The sequence below is a fragment of the Pseudomonas sp. C5pp genome (assembly GCF_000814065.1).
Taxonomy (GTDB): Bacteria; Pseudomonadota; Gammaproteobacteria; order Pseudomonadales; family Pseudomonadaceae; genus Aquipseudomonas; species Aquipseudomonas asiatica.
In genome coordinates, this window is sequence record NZ_JWLN01000008.1 from 88,584 (window position 1) to 106,319 (window position 17,736).

At 64.4% G+C, this 17,736-nt stretch carries 11 protein-coding genes; 8 read left to right on the top strand and 3 right to left on the bottom strand.

The window, feature by feature from the left end; all coding sequences use genetic code 11:
* Positions 1-113: 113 nt before the first annotated feature.
* On the bottom strand, positions 114-1,754 hold the full coding sequence (aceF, locus tag RR51_RS08600) for a dihydrolipoyllysine-residue acetyltransferase (RefSeq protein ID WP_039613207.1): 1,641 nt from the start codon (positions 1,752-1,754) through the stop codon (positions 114-116).
* A gap of 13 nt (positions 1,755-1,767) precedes the next feature.
* Entirely contained in the window at positions 1,768-4,413 is a 2,646-nt protein-coding gene (gene aceE / locus RR51_RS08605) for a pyruvate dehydrogenase (acetyl-transferring), homodimeric type (protein ID WP_003258640.1), read from the bottom strand.
* A gap of 383 nt (positions 4,414-4,796) precedes the next feature.
* On the opposite strand from aceE, the gene glnE reads away from it, so the two are divergent.
* The 8 genes from glnE (at position 4,797) to RR51_RS08645 (ending at position 14,914) form a co-directional block, all read left to right on the top strand.
* Complete coding sequence (gene glnE, locus RR51_RS08610; protein ID WP_039613208.1) at positions 4,797-7,730, top strand: bifunctional [glutamate--ammonia ligase]-adenylyl-L-tyrosine phosphorylase/[glutamate--ammonia-ligase] adenylyltransferase; 2,934 nt, start codon at positions 4,797-4,799, stop codon at positions 7,728-7,730.
* A gap of 223 nt (positions 7,731-7,953) precedes the next feature.
* Positions 7,954-9,003: a lipopolysaccharide heptosyltransferase II gene (gene waaF, locus RR51_RS08615; RefSeq protein ID WP_013970536.1), complete on the top strand. Its 1,050-nt coding sequence runs from the start codon at positions 7,954-7,956 to the stop codon at positions 9,001-9,003.
* Positions 9,004-10,062, top strand: a complete 1,059-nt coding sequence (gene waaC, locus RR51_RS08620) for a lipopolysaccharide heptosyltransferase I (RefSeq protein ID WP_039613209.1) — start codon at positions 9,004-9,006, stop codon at positions 10,060-10,062.
* Positions 10,062-11,186 (top strand): glycosyltransferase family 4 protein, encoded by a 1,125-nt coding sequence (locus tag RR51_RS08625; RefSeq protein WP_039613210.1) that lies wholly within the window; start codon positions 10,062-10,064, stop codon positions 11,184-11,186. The genes waaC and RR51_RS08625 overlap by 1 nt, the downstream gene beginning before the upstream one ends.
* Positions 11,183-11,989 (top strand): lipopolysaccharide core heptose(I) kinase RfaP, encoded by an 807-nt coding sequence (gene rfaP, locus RR51_RS08630; protein ID WP_013970539.1) that lies wholly within the window; start codon positions 11,183-11,185, stop codon positions 11,987-11,989. Before RR51_RS08625 ends, rfaP begins: the two co-directional genes overlap by 4 nt.
* A complete protein-coding gene (locus RR51_RS08635) occupies positions 11,989-12,723 on the top strand; it encodes a lipopolysaccharide kinase InaA family protein (RefSeq protein WP_039613211.1) in 735 nt (244 codons plus the stop codon). The genes rfaP and RR51_RS08635 overlap by 1 nt, the downstream gene beginning before the upstream one ends.
* Positions 12,720-13,472: a lipopolysaccharide kinase InaA family protein gene (locus RR51_RS08640; protein ID WP_039613212.1), complete on the top strand. Its 753-nt coding sequence runs from the start codon at positions 12,720-12,722 to the stop codon at positions 13,470-13,472. The genes RR51_RS08635 and RR51_RS08640 overlap by 4 nt, the downstream gene beginning before the upstream one ends.
* Positions 13,472-14,914, top strand: coding sequence for a lipopolysaccharide kinase InaA family protein (locus tag RR51_RS08645; RefSeq protein ID WP_039613213.1), 1,443 nt, complete (start codon positions 13,472-13,474; stop codon positions 14,912-14,914). The genes RR51_RS08640 and RR51_RS08645 overlap by 1 nt, the downstream gene beginning before the upstream one ends.
* Here the strand turns inward: RR51_RS08645 and RR51_RS08650 are convergent.
* Positions 14,875-17,694, bottom strand: coding sequence for a dermonecrotic toxin domain-containing protein (locus tag RR51_RS08650; RefSeq protein WP_039613214.1), 2,820 nt, complete (start codon positions 17,692-17,694; stop codon positions 14,875-14,877). The two genes, RR51_RS08645 and RR51_RS08650, sit on opposite strands and share 40 nt — an antisense overlap.
* Positions 17,695-17,736 lie beyond the last annotated feature (42 nt).

Here is a 17,736-nt window from a genome sequence, read left to right on the forward strand (position 1 = left end):
CAATGTGCCTTATGCGAGGCAAAAAAAAAGCCCCGCCAATCGACGGGGTTGAGGTACGAGCGTGGCAGCTCGAAAAGCATACTGCCCCTCGCAGGGAGGGGCAGCGGGCTGCCTTACAGCAGCATGGTGCGGATATCGCCCAGCACGTCGCCCAGGCGCTTGGTGAAGCGCGCGGCGGCAGCGCCGTTGATCACACGGTGATCGTAGGACAGCGACAGCGGCAGCATCAGCTTCGGCTGGAAGGCCTTGCCATCCCAGACTGGCTGCATGGTCGCCTTGGAGACGCCCAGGATCGCCACTTCCGGCGCGTTGACGATCGGCGTGAAGCCGGTGCCGCCAATGTGGCCGAGGCTGGAGATGGTGAAGCAGGCGCCTTGCATCTCGTCGGCCGACAGCTTCTTGGTGCGGGCTTTTTCGGCCAGCGCAGCCGCTTCGGCAGCCAGTTGCAGCAGGCTCTTCTGGTCGACGTTCTTGATCACAGGGACCAGCAGGCCGTCCGGGGTGTCCACGGCAAAGCCGATGTGCACGTACTTCTTGCGGATGATGGCCTTGCCGCTTGGCGCCAGCGAGCTGTTGAAGTCTGGCAGTTCCTTGAGCAGGAAGGCGCAGGCCTTGAGCAGCAGGGGCAGCACGGTCAGCTTAACGCCAGCCTTCTCGGCCACGGCCTTCTGCGCAACGCGGAAGGCTTCCAGCTCGGTGATGTCGGCGGAGTCGAACTGGGTCACGTGCGGCACGTTCAGCCAGCTGCGGTGCAGGTTGGCAGCACCGACCTGCATCAGGCGGGTCAGGGCCACTTCTTCCACTTCACCGAACTTGCTGAAGTCCACGGCAGGGATCGGCGGGATGCCGGCGCCACCGGTTGCGCCGGCGGCTGCCGGTGCTTCCTTGGCCTTCTGCATCATCGCCTTGACGTAGACCTGCACGTCTTCTTTCAGGATGCGGCCGTGCGGACCGGTCGCGGCAACCGCGCCCAGGTCGACGCCGAATTCACGGGCCAGCTGACGAACCGCCGGGCCTGCGTGAACCTTGGCGTTGCTACCGGCAGCCGGTGCGGTAGCAACCGGTGCAGGGGCAGCAGCCGGGGCTGCAGCGGCAGGTGCGGCGGCCGGAGCCGCTTCAGCCTTGGCCGGGGCAGCAGCGGCAGGTGCCGGAGCAGCAGCCGGGGCAGCGCCCGCGACTTTCAGCTTGAAGATCAGGTCGCCAGTGCCTACTTCGTCTTCCAGCTTGCACAGGACTTCTTCGACCACGCCGGCAGCCGGCGACGGGATTTCCATGGAGGCCTTGTCGGACTCCAGGGTAATCAGCGACTGGTCGGCTTCGACGGTGTCGCCGACCTTGACCAGCACTTCGATGATCTTGGCCTTGCCCGACGAACCGATGTCCGGCACGTGGATGTCCTGCACGCTGGCGGCAGCCGGGGCTGCTGCCGGAGCTGGGGCAGGGGCGGCTTCGGCGGCCGGAGCCGGCGCAGCAGCCTGGGCCGGAGCGGCGGCCGGAGCCTCAGGGGCCGCTGCAGCGGCGCCCTCGGTTTCCAGGACCAGCAGTTCGTCGCCTTCTTTCAGGCGGTCGCCCAGCTTGACCTTCAGTTCCTTGATGACGCCGGCTTTCGGGGCCGGGATCTCCATGGAGGCCTTGTCGGACTCCAGGGTCAGCAGGCTTTGGTCAGCCTCGATACGATCACCGACCTTGACGAACAGCTCGATGATTTCACCTTCACCGCTGCCGATGTCAGGTACGCGAATGAGTTCGCTCACTTAAAAATACTCCTCAGCAGTCCAGTGGGTTGCGCTTGTCCGGGTCGATACCGAACTTGACGATAGCGTCTGCAACAACCTTTGGTTCGATCTCGCCGCGGTCAGCCAGGGCTTCCAGGGCAGCCAGCACCACGAAGTGGCGGTCGACTTCGAAGAAGTGACGCAGCTTCTTGCGGCTGTCGCTGCGACCGTAACCGTCGGTACCCAGGACCTTGAACTCTTTGCTCGGTACCCACTGGCGAATCTGCTCGGCGAACAGCTTCATGTAGTCGGTGGAGGCGATGACCGGGCCCTTGCGACCGTTCAGGCACTGCTCGACATAGGTCTGCTGTGGCTTCTGGCCAGGCTTCAGGCGGTTGGCGCGTTCCACGGCCAGGCCGTCGCGACGCAGTTCGTTGAAGCTGGTGACGCTCCACACGTCGGCACCAACGTTGAACTCTTCACGCAGGATCTTCGCTGCTTCGCGTACTTCGCGCAGGATGGTGCCGGAGCCCATCAGCTGTACGTGGTGCGCGGCTTCGCGGGTGTCTTCTTCCAGCAGGTACATACCTTTGATGATGCCTTCCTCGACACCGGCCGGCATGGCTGGCTGCTGGTAGGATTCGTTCATCACGGTGATGTAGTAGAAGATGTCCTGTTGCTCTTCGGTCATCTTCTTCATGCCGTCCTGGATGATCACCGCCAGCTCGTAGCCGTAGGTCGGATCATAGGTGCGGCAGTTCGGGATGGTGCCCGCCATCATGTGGCTGTGACCGTCTTCGTGCTGCAGGCCTTCACCGTTCAGGGTGGTACGGCCGGCAGTACCGCCGATCAGGAAGCCACGGGTGCGGCTGTCGCCAGCGGCCCAGGCCAGGTCGCCAATACGCTGGAAGCCGAACATCGAGTAGAAGATGTAGAACGGCAGCATCGGCTGGTTGTGGCAGCTGTACGAGGTACCGGCAGCGATGAACGACGACATGGCGCCGGCTTCGTTGATACCTTCCTCGAGGATCTGGCCCTTCTTGTCTTCGCGGTAGAACATCACCTGGTCTTTATCGACTGGCTCGTAGAGCTGGCCGACCGACGAGTAGATGCCCAGCTGGCGGAACATGCCTTCCATACCAAAGGTACGGGCTTCGTCCGGGATGATCGGGACGATGCGCTGGCCGATTTCCTTGTCCTTGACCAGCTGCGCCAGAATACGCACGAAGGCCATGGTGGTGGAGATTTCGCGGTCGCCCGAGCCGTCCAGGATCGCTTTCAGCGTTTCCAGTGGCGGGGTCGGTACGCTGAAGCTCTTGGCGCGGCGCTGTGGCACGAAACCGCCCAGGGCAGCACGGCGCTCGGCCAGGTACTTGGCTTCGGCAGAACCTTCTTCCGGCTTGAAGAACGGCAGGTTCTCCAGGTCGGCATCCTTGACCGGGATGTCGAAGCGGTCACGGAAGTGACGCAGGCTGTCGACGTCGACCTTCTTGGTGTTATGCGCGGTGTTCTTGGCTTCGCCGGCACCGGTACCGTAACCCTTGATGGTCTTGGCCAGGATGACGGTAGGCTGGTCCTTGTGGTTGACCGCCTGGTGGTACGCCGCGTAAACCTTGTACGGGTCGTGGCCGCCACGGTTGAGCTTCCAGATCTCTTCGTCGGACAGGTCTTCGACCATGGCCTTGAGCTCTGGGGTGTTGAAGAAGTTTTCACGAACGTACGCGCCGTCTTTGGCTTTGTAGTTCTGGTACTCGCCGTCGATGACTTCGTCCATGCGGCGCTGCAGGGCACCGTTGGTGTCCTTGGCGAACAGTGGGTCCCAGAAGCGGCCCCAGACGACCTTGTTGACGTTCCAGCCACCGCCACGGAACACGCCTTCGAGTTCCTGGATGATCTTGCCGTTGCCACGAACCGGGCCGTCGAGGCGCTGCAGGTTGCAGTTGATGACGAAGATCAGGTTGTCCAGCTTCTCGCGGCCGGCCAGGGCGATTGCGCCCAGGGATTCCGGCTCGTCGCACTCGCCGTCGCCCATGAAGCACCAGACCTTCTGCTTGCCGGCCGGGATGAAGCCGCGGGCTTCCAGGTACTTCATGAAACGTGCCTGGTAGATGGCCTGGATCGGGCCCAGACCCATCGAAACGGTCGGGAACTGCCAGAAATCAGGCATCAACCATGGGTGCGGGTACGAAGACAGGCCGTTGCCGTCCACTTCCTGACGGAAGTTGTTCATCTGGTCTTCGCTGATACGGCCTTCCATGAACGCACGGGCGTAGATGCCTGGCGAGGCATGGCCCTGGAAGAAGATCAGGTCGCCGCCGTGTTCTTCGGTCGGGGCCTGGAAGAAGTAGTTGAAGCCGATGTCGTACAGGGTGGCGCTGGAGGCGAAGCTGGAGATGTGTCCGCCCAGGTCCGAGTCTTTCAGGTTGGTACGCATGACCATGGCCAGGGCGTTCCAACGCACCATCGAGCGAATGCGGCGTTCCATGAACAGGTCGCCAGGCATGCGTGCTTCGTGGGTGACAGGGATGGTGTTGCGGTATGGCGTGGTGATCGCATACGGCAGCTGGGAGCCACTACGGGTGGCCAGCTCGCCCATACGGGTCATCAGGTAATGAGCGCGGTCTTCGCCTTCTTTGTCGAGGACCGACTCCAGGGCATCCAGCCATTCCTGGGTTTCGATTGGATCGAGGTCTTGCATGGCTTGCTCCAGGGCGGAAAGGCAACCAGAATCGATTGCCTGAGATTGCGACTGGCCTTATGGGCAGACGTCGTGAATTCTTGGATTACCGGGGTGTCCTCCGGCGCCGTGTAGTTTTACTACATTTGCTTTCGCATTTCATGCTTTTACGTGACGCGAGTAGTAGTAAAACTACATTTGTGCGACGTTTCGTCGCATGTTGGCTTGTGAGGAAAAACGTTCATGTTGGTTGGCATTGTGTCGCGAACGGGTAATTTTTGATGTTTGTTGCCATTTTTTCGCTTCTTTCAGCTATTTCCAACTTTTGTACGACAGTCCAACCGTGGTCCGGCTTCCCCTTGGCCGCTTCTTCCCCTCTATTTCACGCCGATCAAGGATAGACCATGCGCCTACCTTTGCCGTCCGATCTGCCCGCTACCCTGCAGCCGCTGGTCGCGCGCAACCAGCAATTCATCAGCGATGCGGTGGCTGCCCACCCGGAACTCGACCTCCAGGCCTGGAGCCCGCTGCACCGGCAACAGTTCGACCAGGTAGCCGCCGCCAGCGACTTCGTGCTCGGCCTGGTCCGGCGCGAGCCGGCCATGCTGTTCGGCCTGCTGGCCAGTGGCGAGCTGGATCGGCGTTACGCCGCGGGTGAACTGCGCGGGCACATCGCTGCAGCCGCCCAGGCGGCGCAGAGCGAGGACGAGCTGGCGCGCAACCTGCGCCGCGAGCGCAACCGCCAACAGCTGCGCATCATCTGGCGCGACATCACCCGCCAGGCCGAGCTGGGCGAAACCTGCCGCGACCTGTCCGACCTGGCCGACGCCGCCATCGACGAAGCCTACCAATGGCTGTACCCGCGCCACTGCCAGCAGTTCGGCACGCCTGTCGGCAACCGCAGCGGCCAGCCGCAGCACATGGTGGTGCTGGGCATGGGCAAGCTGGGGGCAGTGGAGCTGAACCTGTCGTCGGACATCGACCTGATCTTCGCCTTCCCCGAAGGCGGTGAAACCGAAGGGGTGAAGCGCTCGCTGGACAACCAGGAGTTCTTCACCCGCCTGGGCCAGCGCCTGATCAAGGCGCTGGACCCGGTCACCGTCGACGGTTTCGTTTTCCGCGTCGACATGCGCCTGCGCCCGTATGGTTCGGCCGGCGCGCTGGTGCTCAGCTTCAATGCCCTGGAGCAGTACTACCAGGACCAGGGCCGTGACTGGGAACGCTACGCGATGATCAAGGCGCGGGTTGTGGCCGGCGACCAGGCGACCGGGGCACAGTTGCAGGAGATGCTGCGGCCGTTCGTGTACCGCCGCTACCTGGACTTTTCCGCGATCGAAGCGCTGCGCACCATGAAGCAGCTGATCCAGCAGGAAGTGCGGCGCAAGGGCATGGCCGACAACATCAAGCTGGGTGCCGGGGGTATTCGTGAGGTGGAATTCATCGCTCAGGCTTTCCAGCTGATCCACGGCGGGCGCGACCTCAGCCTGCAACAGCGGCCGCTGCTTAAAGTGCTGGCCACCCTCGAGGGCCAGGGCTACCTGCCGCCAGCCGTGGTCGCCGAGCTGCGCGAGGGTTATGAGTTCCTGCGCTATACCGAACACGCCATCCAGGCCATCGCCGACCGCCAGACGCAGATGCTGCCGGACAACGAGATCGATCAGGCGCGGGTGGCCTACATGCTTGGCTATGCCGACTGGCAAAGCTTCCATGACCAGCTGACGCACTGGCGTGGCCGTATTGACTGGCACTTCCGCCAAGTGATCGCCGACCCGGATGATGAAGACGGCGAGGGCGAGCTGGTGGTGGGGGGGGAATGGTCACCGCTGTGGGAGCAGGCACAGGATGAAGATGCGGCTGGCCGTCAGCTGCAAGAGGCCGGTTTCCAGCAGCCTGCCGAAGCCCTGCGGCGCCTGGCCGCGCTGCGCTCCAGCCCGCAGTTGCGTTCGATGCAGCGGATTGGCCGTGAGCGCCTGGACGCCTTTATCCCACGGTTGCTGGCGCAGGCTGTGGAACATGACAACCCCGACCTGGTGCTCGAGCGCGTGCTGCCGCTGGTCGAGGCCGTGGCACGGCGTTCCGCCTACCTGGTGCTGCTCACCGAAAACCCCGGCGCCTTGCGCCGCCTGCTGACCCTGTGCGCCGCCAGCCCGTGGATTGCCGAGCAGATTGCCCGCTACCCGCTGCTGCTCGACGAGCTGCTTAACGAAGGCCGCCTGTTCAGCCCGCCACTGGCGCCGGAGCTGGCCAGCGAACTGCGCGAGCGCCTGACGCGCATCCCTGAGGACGACCTGGAACAGCAAATGGAGGCGCTGCGCCACTTCAAGCTGGCCCACAGCCTGCGCGTGGCCGCTTCGGAAATCAGCGGCAACCTGCCGCTGATGAAAGTCAGCGACTACCTGACCTGGCTGGCCGAGGCCATCCTCGACCAGGTACTGGCCCTGGCCTGGCGCCAGACCGTGGCCCGCCACGGCCAGCCCAAGCGCAGCGACGGCAGCCTGTGCGACCCGGGCTTCATCATCATCGGCTACGGCAAGGTCGGTGGCCTGGAGCTGGGCCACGGTTCGGACCTGGACCTGGTATTCATCCATGATGGCGACCCGCAGGCGGAAACCGACGGCGCCAAGCCGATCGACAGTGCGCAGTTCTTCACCCGCCTGGGCCAGCGCATCATTCACCTGCTGACCACCCAGACCAACTCGGGCCAGCTGTATGACGTGGACATGCGCCTGCGCCCGTCGGGTGCCTCGGGTCTGCTGGTGAGCTCGCTGGGAGCGTTCGAGCGCTATCAGCAGAACGAGGCCTGGACCTGGGAGCACCAGGCCCTGGTGCGGGCCCGGGTGCTGGTGGGCTGCAAGCAGGTGGGCGCGGCGTTCGAAGGTGTGCGCGCCAAGGTGTTGGGCCAGGCCCGCGACCTGGAAAAACTGCGCAGCGAAGTGAGCGAAATGCGCGCCAAGATGCGCGACAACCTCGGCACCAAGGCCACCGCTGCCGGTACCGCGGCCAACGCCTTCGAGGCCGGTGTACCGTTCGATATCAAGCAGGATGCCGGCGGTATCGTCGATATCGAATTTATGGTGCAATACGCCGCTTTGGCCTGGTCCCACGACCACCCGGCCATACTCCGATGGACCGATAACATCCGCATTCTGGAAGAGCTGGAGCAGGCGGGTTTGATGCCGGCCAGTGACGCGGTGCTGTTGCGTGAAGTGTACAAGGCGTTCCGCTCGGCCTCGCACCGCCAGGCCCTGCAGAAGCAGGCCGGGGTTATCGATGCGGCGCAGTTTGCCGATGAACGCCGTGAGGTGCGGCGGATCTGGGGTGAATTGGGCCTTACCTGAAGGCCCCGCCAACCCTGTGGGAGCGGGTTCACCCGCGAATAAGGCCACGCGGTGCCTGGCACCGGCTTCGCCGGTGTTCGCGGGTAAACCCGCTCCCACAGGGTCTGCACTCAGCGGCGGATATGCCTGAGTGGTACACTGTCCGCCACATAGCCTGAATATAAAGAGGGGAGGCCAGGCTGTACCGCAGCCTGTAGCCTCCCCGAGCGTTTCTGGACTAAGCATGAGAATACTGATCATTGGCCCCAGCTGGGTCGGCGACATGGTGATGGCGCAGACCCTGTTCCAGTGCCTGAAACAGCAGCACCCCGACTGCGTGATCGATGTGCTGGCCCCCGAGTGGAGCCGGCCGATCCTCGAACGCATGCCCGAGGTCCGTCAGGCCCTGAGCTTCCCGCTCGGCCACGGCGCACTGGAACTGGCCACGCGGCGACGCATCGGCAAGTCCTTGGCCGGCCAGTACGACCAGGCCATCCTGCTGCCCAACTCGCTGAAGTCGGCGCTGGTGCCGTTCTTTGCCGGTATCCCCAAGCGCACCGGCTGGCGCGGCGAAATGCGCTTCGGCCTGCTCAACGACGTGCGCAAGCTGGACAAGGCCCGTTACCCGCTGATGATCGAGCGCTTCATGGCCCTGGCCTACGCACCCGGCGCCGAGCTGCCGCAGCCGTACCCGCGCCCCAGCCTTCAGATCGAAGCGCAAAGCCGCGACGCCGCCCTGGCCAAGTTCGGCCTGGAGCTGGACCGCCCGGTGCTGGCGCTGTGCCCCGGTGCCGAGTTCGGCGAGGCCAAGCGCTGGCCGGCCGAGCACTACGCCACCGTGGCCGATGCGATGATCCGCCAGGGCTGGCAGGTGTGGCTGTTCGGCTCGAAGAACGATCACCCGGTCGGTGAGCAGATTCGCGATCGGCTGATCCCGGGCTTGCGTGAAGAGTCGTCCAACCTGGCCGGCGAAACCTCGCTGGCCGAGGCCATCGACCTGATGTCCTGCGCCCATGCCGTGGTGTCCAACGACTCGGGCCTGATGCACGTGGCCGCCGCGCTGAACCGCCCGCTGGTGGCGGTGTACGGCTCGACCTCGCCGGGCTTCACCCCGCCGCTGGCCGAGCACGTGGAAGTGGTGCGCACCGGCATCGAGTGCAGCCCGTGCTTCGACCGCACCTGCCGCTTCGGCCACTACAACTGCCTGCGCCTGCTGGAACCGGGCAAAGTCATCGCTGCCTTGCACAGCCTGACCGGGCCGGACCTGATCGATACCGTGGCCGAGGTCGACTAAGTGCGGGTACTGATCATCAAGACTTCGTCGCTGGGTGATGTGATCCACACCTTGCCGGCGCTTACCGATGCGGCCCACGCCATCCCGGGCATCCGCTTCGACTGGGTGGTGGAAGAAGGCTTCGCCGAAATCCCCAGCTGGCACCCGGCGGTCGACCAGGTGATCCCGGTGGCCATTCGCCGCTGGCGCAAGAACCTCTGGCAAACCATCAAGAGCGGCGAGTGGAAGGCGTTCAAGCAACGTGTACGCGAGCGCAAGTACGACCTGGTGATCGACGCCCAGGGCCTGGTCAAGTCGGCCTGGCTGACCCGCTATGTGAAGGCGCCTGTGGCTGGCCTGGACCGCTACTCGGCCCGCGAAGGCTGGGCCAGCCGCTTCTATGACCGGCGCCTGTCGGTTGCCACCGGCCAGCATGCGGTGGAGCGGGTGCGCCAGCTGTTCGCCATGGCCCTGGCCTACGACCTGCTGGAAGGCATCGGCAACTACGGCCTCGACCTCGAGCGCCTGCAACTGCCGCCGGCCGCCCCCTATGTGGTGTTCCTGCACGGTACCACCTGGGCGACCAAGCACTGGCCCGAAGCCTACTGGCGCGAACTGGCCGAGCGCATGGGCCGGCGCAAGCTGGAAGTGCGCCTGCCGTGGGGCAACCCGGCCGAGAAGGCGCGGGCCGAGCGCATCGCCCAGGGCTTGAACAACTGCCAGGTGCTCCCCAAATTGAACCTTGCCGGCGTCGCACGCGTGTTGGCGGCGGCAAAAGCCTGTGTGGCGGTCGATACCGGCCTCGGCCACCTGGCGGCGGCACTCGATGTGCCCACCATTTCGCTGTTCGGCCCGACCAACCCGGGCCTGACCGGCGCCTACGGGCGGACCCAGATTCACCAGGCCAGTGACTGGCCCTGCGCGCCCTGCCTGCAGAAGAAGTGCACCTACAAACCGAGCGCCGACGACCTGCGCCGGTTCGATCTGAAACGCGAGTGGCCGCTGTGCTTCACTCGCCTGAATCCCGAGCATGTGGCGAGCCGCTTGAGCGCGTTGCTGCTGGCTGAGGATGTCCGTTGATGCAACTGGCTTTCGTGCTTTACAAATATTTCCCCTTCGGCGGGCTGCAGCGCGACTTCATGCGCATTGCCCTGGAATGCCAGAAGCGGGGCCACCAGATCCGTGTGTACACGCTGATCTGGGAGGGTGACATTCCGCCGGGCTTCGAAGTGCTGGTGGCGCCGGTGAAGGCGATTTTCAATCACCGCCGCAACGAGAAGCTCAGCGCCTGGATGGCCGCCGATCTGGCCAAACGCCCGGTCGACCGCCTGATCGGCTTCAACAAGATGCCTGGGCTGGATGTGTACTACGCCGCCGACGGCTGCTTCGAGGACAAGGCGCAGACCCTGCGTGGCGGCCTGTACCGCCGCTGGGGCCGCTACCGGCACTTTGCCGAGTACGAACGTGCGGTGTTCGCCAAGGACGCCCATACCGAAGTGCTGATGATTTCCGAAGTGCAGCAGCCGCTGTTCATCAAGCACTACGGCACCCCGGTGGAGCGTTTCCACCTGCTGCCGCCGGGCATTTCCCAGGACCGCCGCGCGCCGGCCAATGCCGGCGAAATCCGCGCCGAGTTCCGCAAGGAATTCGACCTGGGCGATGACGACCTGCTGCTGGTGCAGATTGGCTCGGGCTTCAAGACCAAGGGCGTTGACCGCAGCCTGAAGGCCCTGGCCGCGCTGCCATCGGCCTTGCGCAAACGCACCAGGCTGATGGTGATCGGCCAGGATGACCCCAAGGTGTTCCAGCTGCAAAGTGCTACCTTGGGCCTGGGCGAGCAGGTGCAGTTCCTCAAGGGCCGCAGCGACATCCCGCGCTTTCTGCTGGGCGCCGACCTGCTGATCCACCCGGCGTACAACGAGAACACCGGCACGGTACTGCTTGAGGCACTGGTGGCCGGCTTGCCGGTGCTGGTCTCCAAAGTATGCGGCTACGCCCACTATATCGCCGAGGCCGACAGTGGCCTGGTGCTGGACGAGCCGTTCGAGCAGGAACAGCTCAATGGCTACCTGCAGCGCATGCTCGAAGACCAGCAGGCCCGCGCCAGCTGGTCGCGCAACGGCCTGGCGTTTGCTGAAACCGCCGATCTGTACAGCATGCCGCAGCATGCCGCCGACGTGATCCTGGGGCAGGAGTCCGCATGAAGCTGATACTGGCCGAACCGTTCAAGCGCCTGTGGGCCGGGCGTGATGCCTTCGATGCCGTGGAGGCGCTGCAAGGCGAGGTCTATCGCGAACTGGAAGGGCGCCGCACGCTGCGCACCGAAGTCGCTGGCGAGGGCTTTTTCGTCAAGATCCACCGCGGCATCGGCTGGGGCGAGATCTTCAAGAACCTGCTTACCGCCAAGCTGCCGGTACTCGGCGCCGGCCAGGAATGGCAGGCCATCCAGCGCCTGCACCAGGTTGGCGTGCCGACCATGACAGCCGTCGCCTATGGCGAGCGTGGCAGCAACCCGGCCGCGCAGCACTCGTTCATCATCACCGAAGAGCTGGCGCCGACCATCAGCCTGGAAGACTTCAGCATCGACTGGGTGAGGCAGCCGCCCGAGCCGCGCCTGAAGCGCGCGCTGATTGCCGAAGTGGCGAAGATGACCGGCGGCATGCACCGCGCCGGGGTCAACCACCGCGACTGCTACATCTGCCACTTCCTGCTGCACACCGACCGCCCGGTGACGGCGGAAGACTTCAAACTGTCGGTAATCGACCTGCACCGCGCGCAGACCCGGGCGAAAATCAGCCGCCGCTGGCGCGACAAGGACCTGGCCGCGCTGTACTTCTCGGCGCTGGACATCGGCCTGACCCAACGCGACAAGCTGCGCTTCCTGCGCGGTTACTTCCAGCGCCCGCTGCGGCAGGTCCTTAAGGATGAAGCCGCGCTGCTCGCCTGGCTGGAGCGCAAGGCGCAGAAACTCTATGACCGCAAGCAACGCTATGGGGATGCACTCTGATGGCGGGGTGGACACTGGCGCCGGGGTACGAACACCTGGCGGCGGACTTCGGCAGCCTCGATGCTGTATTTGCCCTGCAAGGCGAGCGCCTGACCCGCGACCCGCTCAGTGAGGTGGTGCGTATCACGCGTGACGGGGTCAATTATTACGTCAAGCGCTACACCGGGGCCGGCAAGCACATGCGCCGTTACCTGGGCCGGCCGCGGATCAAGGCCGAATGGCAGAACCTCAAGCAGTTCGACAAGTGGGGCATTCCCACTGCCGAAGTGGTGGCCTGGGGCCTGGAACGCAATGGCCTGGCCTTTGGCCGGGGGGCCATGATCACCCGCGAACTGCCGCATACCGAAGACTTGTCGGCGCTGGCCGAGCGTAACGATGCACGCCTGGCCGATCGCGCCTGGGTCGGGCATGTCAGCAGCCAGCTGGCGCGCCACACCCGGGTCATGCACCAGCACCACTTCGCCCACAACGACCTGAAATGGCGCAACTTACTGGTCGACGACCAGGGCACGCTATTCTTCATCGACTGCCCCACCGGCGATTTCTGGCGCGGCTTCATGTGGCGGCACCGGATGATCAAGGACCTGGCATGCCTGGACAAAGTGGCCAAATACCACCTGTCGGCGACCCAGCGCCTGCGTTTCTACCTGCAATATCGTGGCCGCGACCGGCTGAATGTGCGTGACAAGAAGCGCATTCGCCAGGTGGTGAGCTTTTTCGAGGGAAGGGAATGACCGATTACCTGGCCAGCGCGGACCTCGCGCTGCTCAAGCGCCATGGCCTGGACGACTTCGAGGCACTGTGGGCGCTGCAACTGGATGCCGTGGACGAACCGAACACCGGCCGCGGTGGCTGGAGCAGCGTGTACCGCCTGGAGCTCGAGGGCAAGGGCTACTACCTCAAGCGCCAGAGCGACTACCTGACCCGTACCCTGCACCGGCCATTCGGCGAGCCGACCTTCGCCCGCGAATTCCGCAACATCAGCCGTTACCAGAAACTGCAGATTCCGGCCTTGCAGGCGGTGTTCTACGGCGAGCGCAAGAAAGGCGGCACGCACCGGGCGATCCTGATGACTCGTGCTCTGGACGAATGGGCCGACCTCGACAGCTTGCTGGCCCGGTGGCCACAACTGAGCGATGCCGAACGCAATGGTGTCCTGCAGGCCTGCGGCCAGCTGGCGCGCACCCTGCACAGCGCCGGCCAGGTGCATGGTTGCTTCTACCCCAAGCACATCTTCCTGCGTCAGCGCCGCGAAGGCTGGGACGCGCAACTGATCGACCTGGAGAAGACCCGACCCCTGCTGTTCGGCATGCGTGACCGCCTCAAGGACCTGGAGCCGTTGCTGCGCCGCGCACCGGTCTGGGACGAGCGCGATGTACGTACGTTGCTGGCCAGCTACCTGGCGCAGCCTGCCGATGGCACGCTGGTCGATACCTGGCTGCAACGCCTGACGCAACGCCGTCGTGAAAAAGAGGCCCGCTGATGCGTTTGTCTGAATTGAAAGAGGCCGGGCGCAGCCCCTCGTTGCCCCTGAGCATCACTCTGGCCGATGCCGCCGGCACGGCCGACCTGCAATTGCTCAGCCTGCTGCGCGTGCTGCCGGGCCAGCGCTATGTGGGTGCCGGCGTGTGGCGCGGTACCCCGGTGCTGGCCAAGCTGCTGGTCGGTGGTAGCGCTGCACGGCATTTCCAGCGCGAACTGCAAGGCGTGAAACTGTTGGCCGAGCAGGGCCTGACCACGCCGAAGCTGCTGGCTGACGGCCTCAAGGAAGGCGAGGGCGGCTGGCTGCTGTTCGAATTCCTCGACAGCGCCGAAAGCCTGGCCGATGCCTGGGCGGCAGTGGAGAGCTTGCCGGTGTTGGCTGACGAGCAGCATCTGGTGCTGGGCGAGGCGCTCACTGCAGTGGCGCACATGCACGCCCGGGGCCTGTGGCAGGAAGACCTGCACCTGGACAACCTGCTGCGCCACGGCGGCAAGCTGTACCTGATCGACGGCGCCGGCATCAAGACCGAAACGCCTGGCCAGCAGCTGTCACGCCCGCGTGTGCTGGAAAACCTGGGGGTGTTCTTCGCTCAGCTCCCCAAGCGCCTGGAGCCTTTCATCGAAGAACTGCTGGTGCACTACCTGCTGGCCAACGCCGAGCATGCGCTGCCGCTGGAAGCCTTGCAGAAGCAGGTGGACAAGGTGCGCAGCTGGCGCCAGAAGGATTACCTGGAAAAGGCTGGTCGTGAATGCAGCCTGTTCAGTGTCGAGCGCAGCCTTTCGGGCTTGCGGGCAATTCGCCGCGACGAGGTCGAAGCCATGCTGCCGGTACTGGAGCAGGCCGACGCGTTGATCGACCAGGGTCACCTGTACAAGACCGGTGGTGCGGCCAGTGTGGCGCGCATCGAGGTTGGCGGCCGCACGCTGGTGCTCAAGCGCTACAACATCAAGAACACCGCTCACTGGTTCAAGCGCTTCTGGCGCCCGAGCCGGGCCTGGCATTCCTGGATCGAAGGCCATCGCCTGGAGTTCCTCGACATTGCCACGCCGCGTCCACTGGCGGTGCTGGAGCAACGGGTGATGGGGCTGCGAAGCCGTGCCTACCTGGTCACCGAGTATATCGATGGCCCAGACCTGGCCGAATGCTTCGCGCCCTACGTGGATAACGGCGATGCGCCCGAGGAGCAGGTGGATGCCCTGGTGCATGTGATGCAGCAGCTGATTCGCGAGCGTATCAGTCACGGTGACTTCAAGGGCCACAACCTGTTCTGGCACAACGGCCAATGGTCGCTGATCGACCTTGACGCCATGTGCCAGCACGCCACCCAGCTCAGCTTCGCCCCGGCCTACGCCCGTGATCGGGCGCGGCTGCTGCGCAACTGGCCGAGCGGCAGTGCCTTGCATCAGCGGCTGGACCGGCTGCTGCCCAAGCTGGCCGAGTAATCCGCCGGTAGTGCCAGCCAGTCGCTGCTGCGGCCTGGCTGGCGCACGCGAATGCGCCATTGGCCGCCCTGTTGGCGCAATACTGCCCAGGCGTGGACTGCGCCCAGTGCCTTCTCGGGCAGCAGCAAATGGTATTGCCCGGCAAGCAGGTGCCGTCGAACCGGCAACTGATGGTTACCCAACTGCAGATAGAGTTGCCCCCCAGCGTCGTGCAGGTCGGCGTCCCCTGCCACCGGTTCGCCCGCTAATGGTTGTTGCAGGCGTACCTCTTCCAGCAGGTGGGCTATGTCAGGCAACCCGTCATGCCAAAGCACGATGGAATCGACCACCCAATTGCCGTTGCGCAGCCGTTTGATCGGCAGTTGCGCGTAGGCATCCGGCTGCCTGGGGTCGAGTACCCGCCAGCGATAGCCGTCGAAGTGGACGTTGTACAACCGCCCCTGGCTGTCCTTGACGAAGTACCGGTCCGGACCTGGTACGCTGTTGATCTGTTCGTACACTTCCTCGCCATGAACGCCGTCGATCCGGTAGCGCAGCTTGCTCACATCCACGGCCGCTTCGTGGGTATTCGGCAGTGGGCGCGGAGGTTGCGGCGGCAGGCCGCGCATCGCCCTGCGCATGAGGGGCGAACCAGCGAAACTGGACAACCCATCGGCGCTGTGGCTCAAAGCGGCCATGGCGTGGTGGAAGGTTGCTGCATAATCCTCTTTTTCCAGGGCTTCGAAGCCGTCCCACAGCGAAATCGACATACGGCCGAAGGCCAGGGCTGACATTGTCGGGGCCGGTAGCACGAGGCTGATCATGTCGAGAACCAGGCGCAGCGTCGACAGCCCGTACTCGCCGAGCAGCTCGCGGTTGCTGCGGCTGTTGGTATCGGCCTCGGCGATCATGGCGTGGACCTGGGCCTTGTAAAGGGCATCGAAGAGGTTGCCGTTGATCATTGGCCTTTGCACGTATGGCCCGAGGCGGCCCTTGCGCACCAACTTGTCGAGCCGCTTGCCATCAGCCAGAGGCGCGCGCTGGATCAGGTACTTTCGCAAGGAAGGCGTGCTGCGAAGGGTTCTGAGCAGCGCCCGGGTATCGGGGTATTCACGCCATGCGCGCCGATCGGGAGCGTCCGGCGTATACAGCACCAGCGACGGCTGGTTGTCGCTCTCGGCATTGAGCAGCAGTACCCCTTGCAGCGTGTGCCCGTCGATGATCAGTTGGCGCACCGCAATACGATGCTCGTCGATGGTAGGGCGCCAATTGTTGTCGGGGTGGTCGGTGACGGCTTTGACCCAGCGATAGCCCCGCTCGTGGGTATCGTTCAGAAAGTGCCTGGCATAGCGGGCCTTGGCCGCCTCGGCGCGCATGCGGGCGCGGTTCATGTTGCCGTGGCATTGCATGCGCCAGCGCGCACCTGGAGACTCCAGCAGGTGGGTTCGCAGGTAGCGGATGTAGCCACTGCCGGCGTCCAGCTCACGCACCAGGCGCTTTACCCCTTCCGCGGATATTGATTCCAGCGTGGAACCGTCTTCGTGGTGTATTCGGGCAGTCAGCCAGTAATCGACGTCGAACCAGCCGATGTTCAGCAGGGCCAGCTCGTCCAGGCGGTAGGTGGTGGTTACCAGTTCGATGGTGCCACCGACATGGCGACGGTTTGCAACGGCCACGTAACCCGAAGGTGCCAGCGGGTTGATCAGCGGGCCGGTGCGGTGTGCAAGTGTGACGGTTATGCAGACTTTTTCGGCAGGCAATTCGATGGAGAATTCGCGCCGCAGCGCCTTGCCGAGGCGTTCGCGCACCCATGCCAGCAGGTGGTGGCGATTGCCGAACGCCTCCAGGGTCAAAAGGCCGGGTGCAGCAGCCTGGGTGATGGCCCCGGCGAGCTCCTGGATCGTTTGCATGATGTGCGTCAGGCTTTGCGTGGAGCTCTGGCGCAGCCAGGCGGGCAGGTGTTTTTCCAGCAGCAGCGCATAACGGGTGGACAACGCGTATTGGCTGCCCATGAGATCGGTCAGTGACTGCTGTTTGGCCAGGGTGCTTTTCAGTGCCGGTAGATTCGGGTTCTGGTCAAGCGCCCAGGCGGCGTGCCAGGCGATGGTGAGCCGTTGATGCTGCGCGTCGATCACGTCAGTGGCCTGTTGCTCGACCAGGTCGCCGGTAAACCACTCGTAGCGCAGCCGGTCGGCACACCGGACCAGTTGCTGGTCCTGCAGGCGAGGTAGCAGTTGCAGCATTGGCCGGCTTTGCATGGGGTCGTCCAGGCGCTCGCACAGCTCCCTGTGCAGTTCGGCCAGGTTGGCGAAGCCTTCAACGCCATGAGACACGCTGCACAACAGTGCCTGGCCTGTGGCTGTTGCAGGCTCGGCAATGGCCCCTTCCGGTGCTTCTGCCACCAGTACCAGCACGCCGGGTAACGGCAACCGGCCATGGGGGCTTGAACGGTTGAATACCGGCCGATAAACCTGGGCCCGGTGGGTGTCTGGCAGGTGGTTGCGCTGCCAGGGTAGCGGCAGTTCCAGGGAGGTGCGCAGCAGGCTGATGTGGCTGTAGTCCAGGGTCTGGTCGGCGAGGCGCAGTTCCAGTTCGGCCAGAAGTTGCTCATGACGCAGTTCGCGCAGTTGTCGGGCGCGGCTGTGGCCTGCTTCGACAGGGTCGTTCCAGAACGCTGCCAGGTCACCGAAAAAACGCTGACGCATGGCGGCCGGCTCCGTTTCGCCCGCCAGTTCGGGTTTGCCTTGCTCAAGGGCGATCAGTTGTTGATCGAGCGCTTCGAGGCGCTGCAAAGGTGTCATGGTAAGGCTCCTTGGAAAATGGCAGCCAACCATGTCGCGGCA

What these genes read in the sequence shown, in the direction of transcription:
- aceE (WP_003258640.1), bottom strand. Translation starts at nt 4,413, where the DNA reads ATGCAAGACCTCGATCCAATCGAAACCCAGGAATGGCTGGATGCCCTG.
- glnE (WP_039613208.1), top strand. Translation starts at nt 4,797, where the DNA reads ATGCGCCTACCTTTGCCGTCCGATCTGCCCGCTACCCTGCAGCCGCTG.
- waaF (WP_013970536.1), top strand. Translation starts at nt 7,954, where the DNA reads ATGAGAATACTGATCATTGGCCCCAGCTGGGTCGGCGACATGGTGATG.
- RR51_RS08625 (WP_039613210.1), top strand. Translation starts at nt 10,062, where the DNA reads ATGCAACTGGCTTTCGTGCTTTACAAATATTTCCCCTTCGGCGGGCTG.
- rfaP (WP_013970539.1), top strand. Translation starts at nt 11,183, where the DNA reads ATGAAGCTGATACTGGCCGAACCGTTCAAGCGCCTGTGGGCCGGGCGT.
- RR51_RS08635 (WP_039613211.1), top strand. Translation starts at nt 11,989, where the DNA reads ATGGCGGGGTGGACACTGGCGCCGGGGTACGAACACCTGGCGGCGGAC.
- RR51_RS08640 (WP_039613212.1), top strand. Translation starts at nt 12,720, where the DNA reads ATGACCGATTACCTGGCCAGCGCGGACCTCGCGCTGCTCAAGCGCCAT.
- RR51_RS08645 (WP_039613213.1), top strand. Translation starts at nt 13,472, where the DNA reads ATGCGTTTGTCTGAATTGAAAGAGGCCGGGCGCAGCCCCTCGTTGCCC.
- RR51_RS08650 (WP_039613214.1), bottom strand. Translation starts at nt 17,694, where the DNA reads ATGACACCTTTGCAGCGCCTCGAAGCGCTCGATCAACAACTGATCGCC.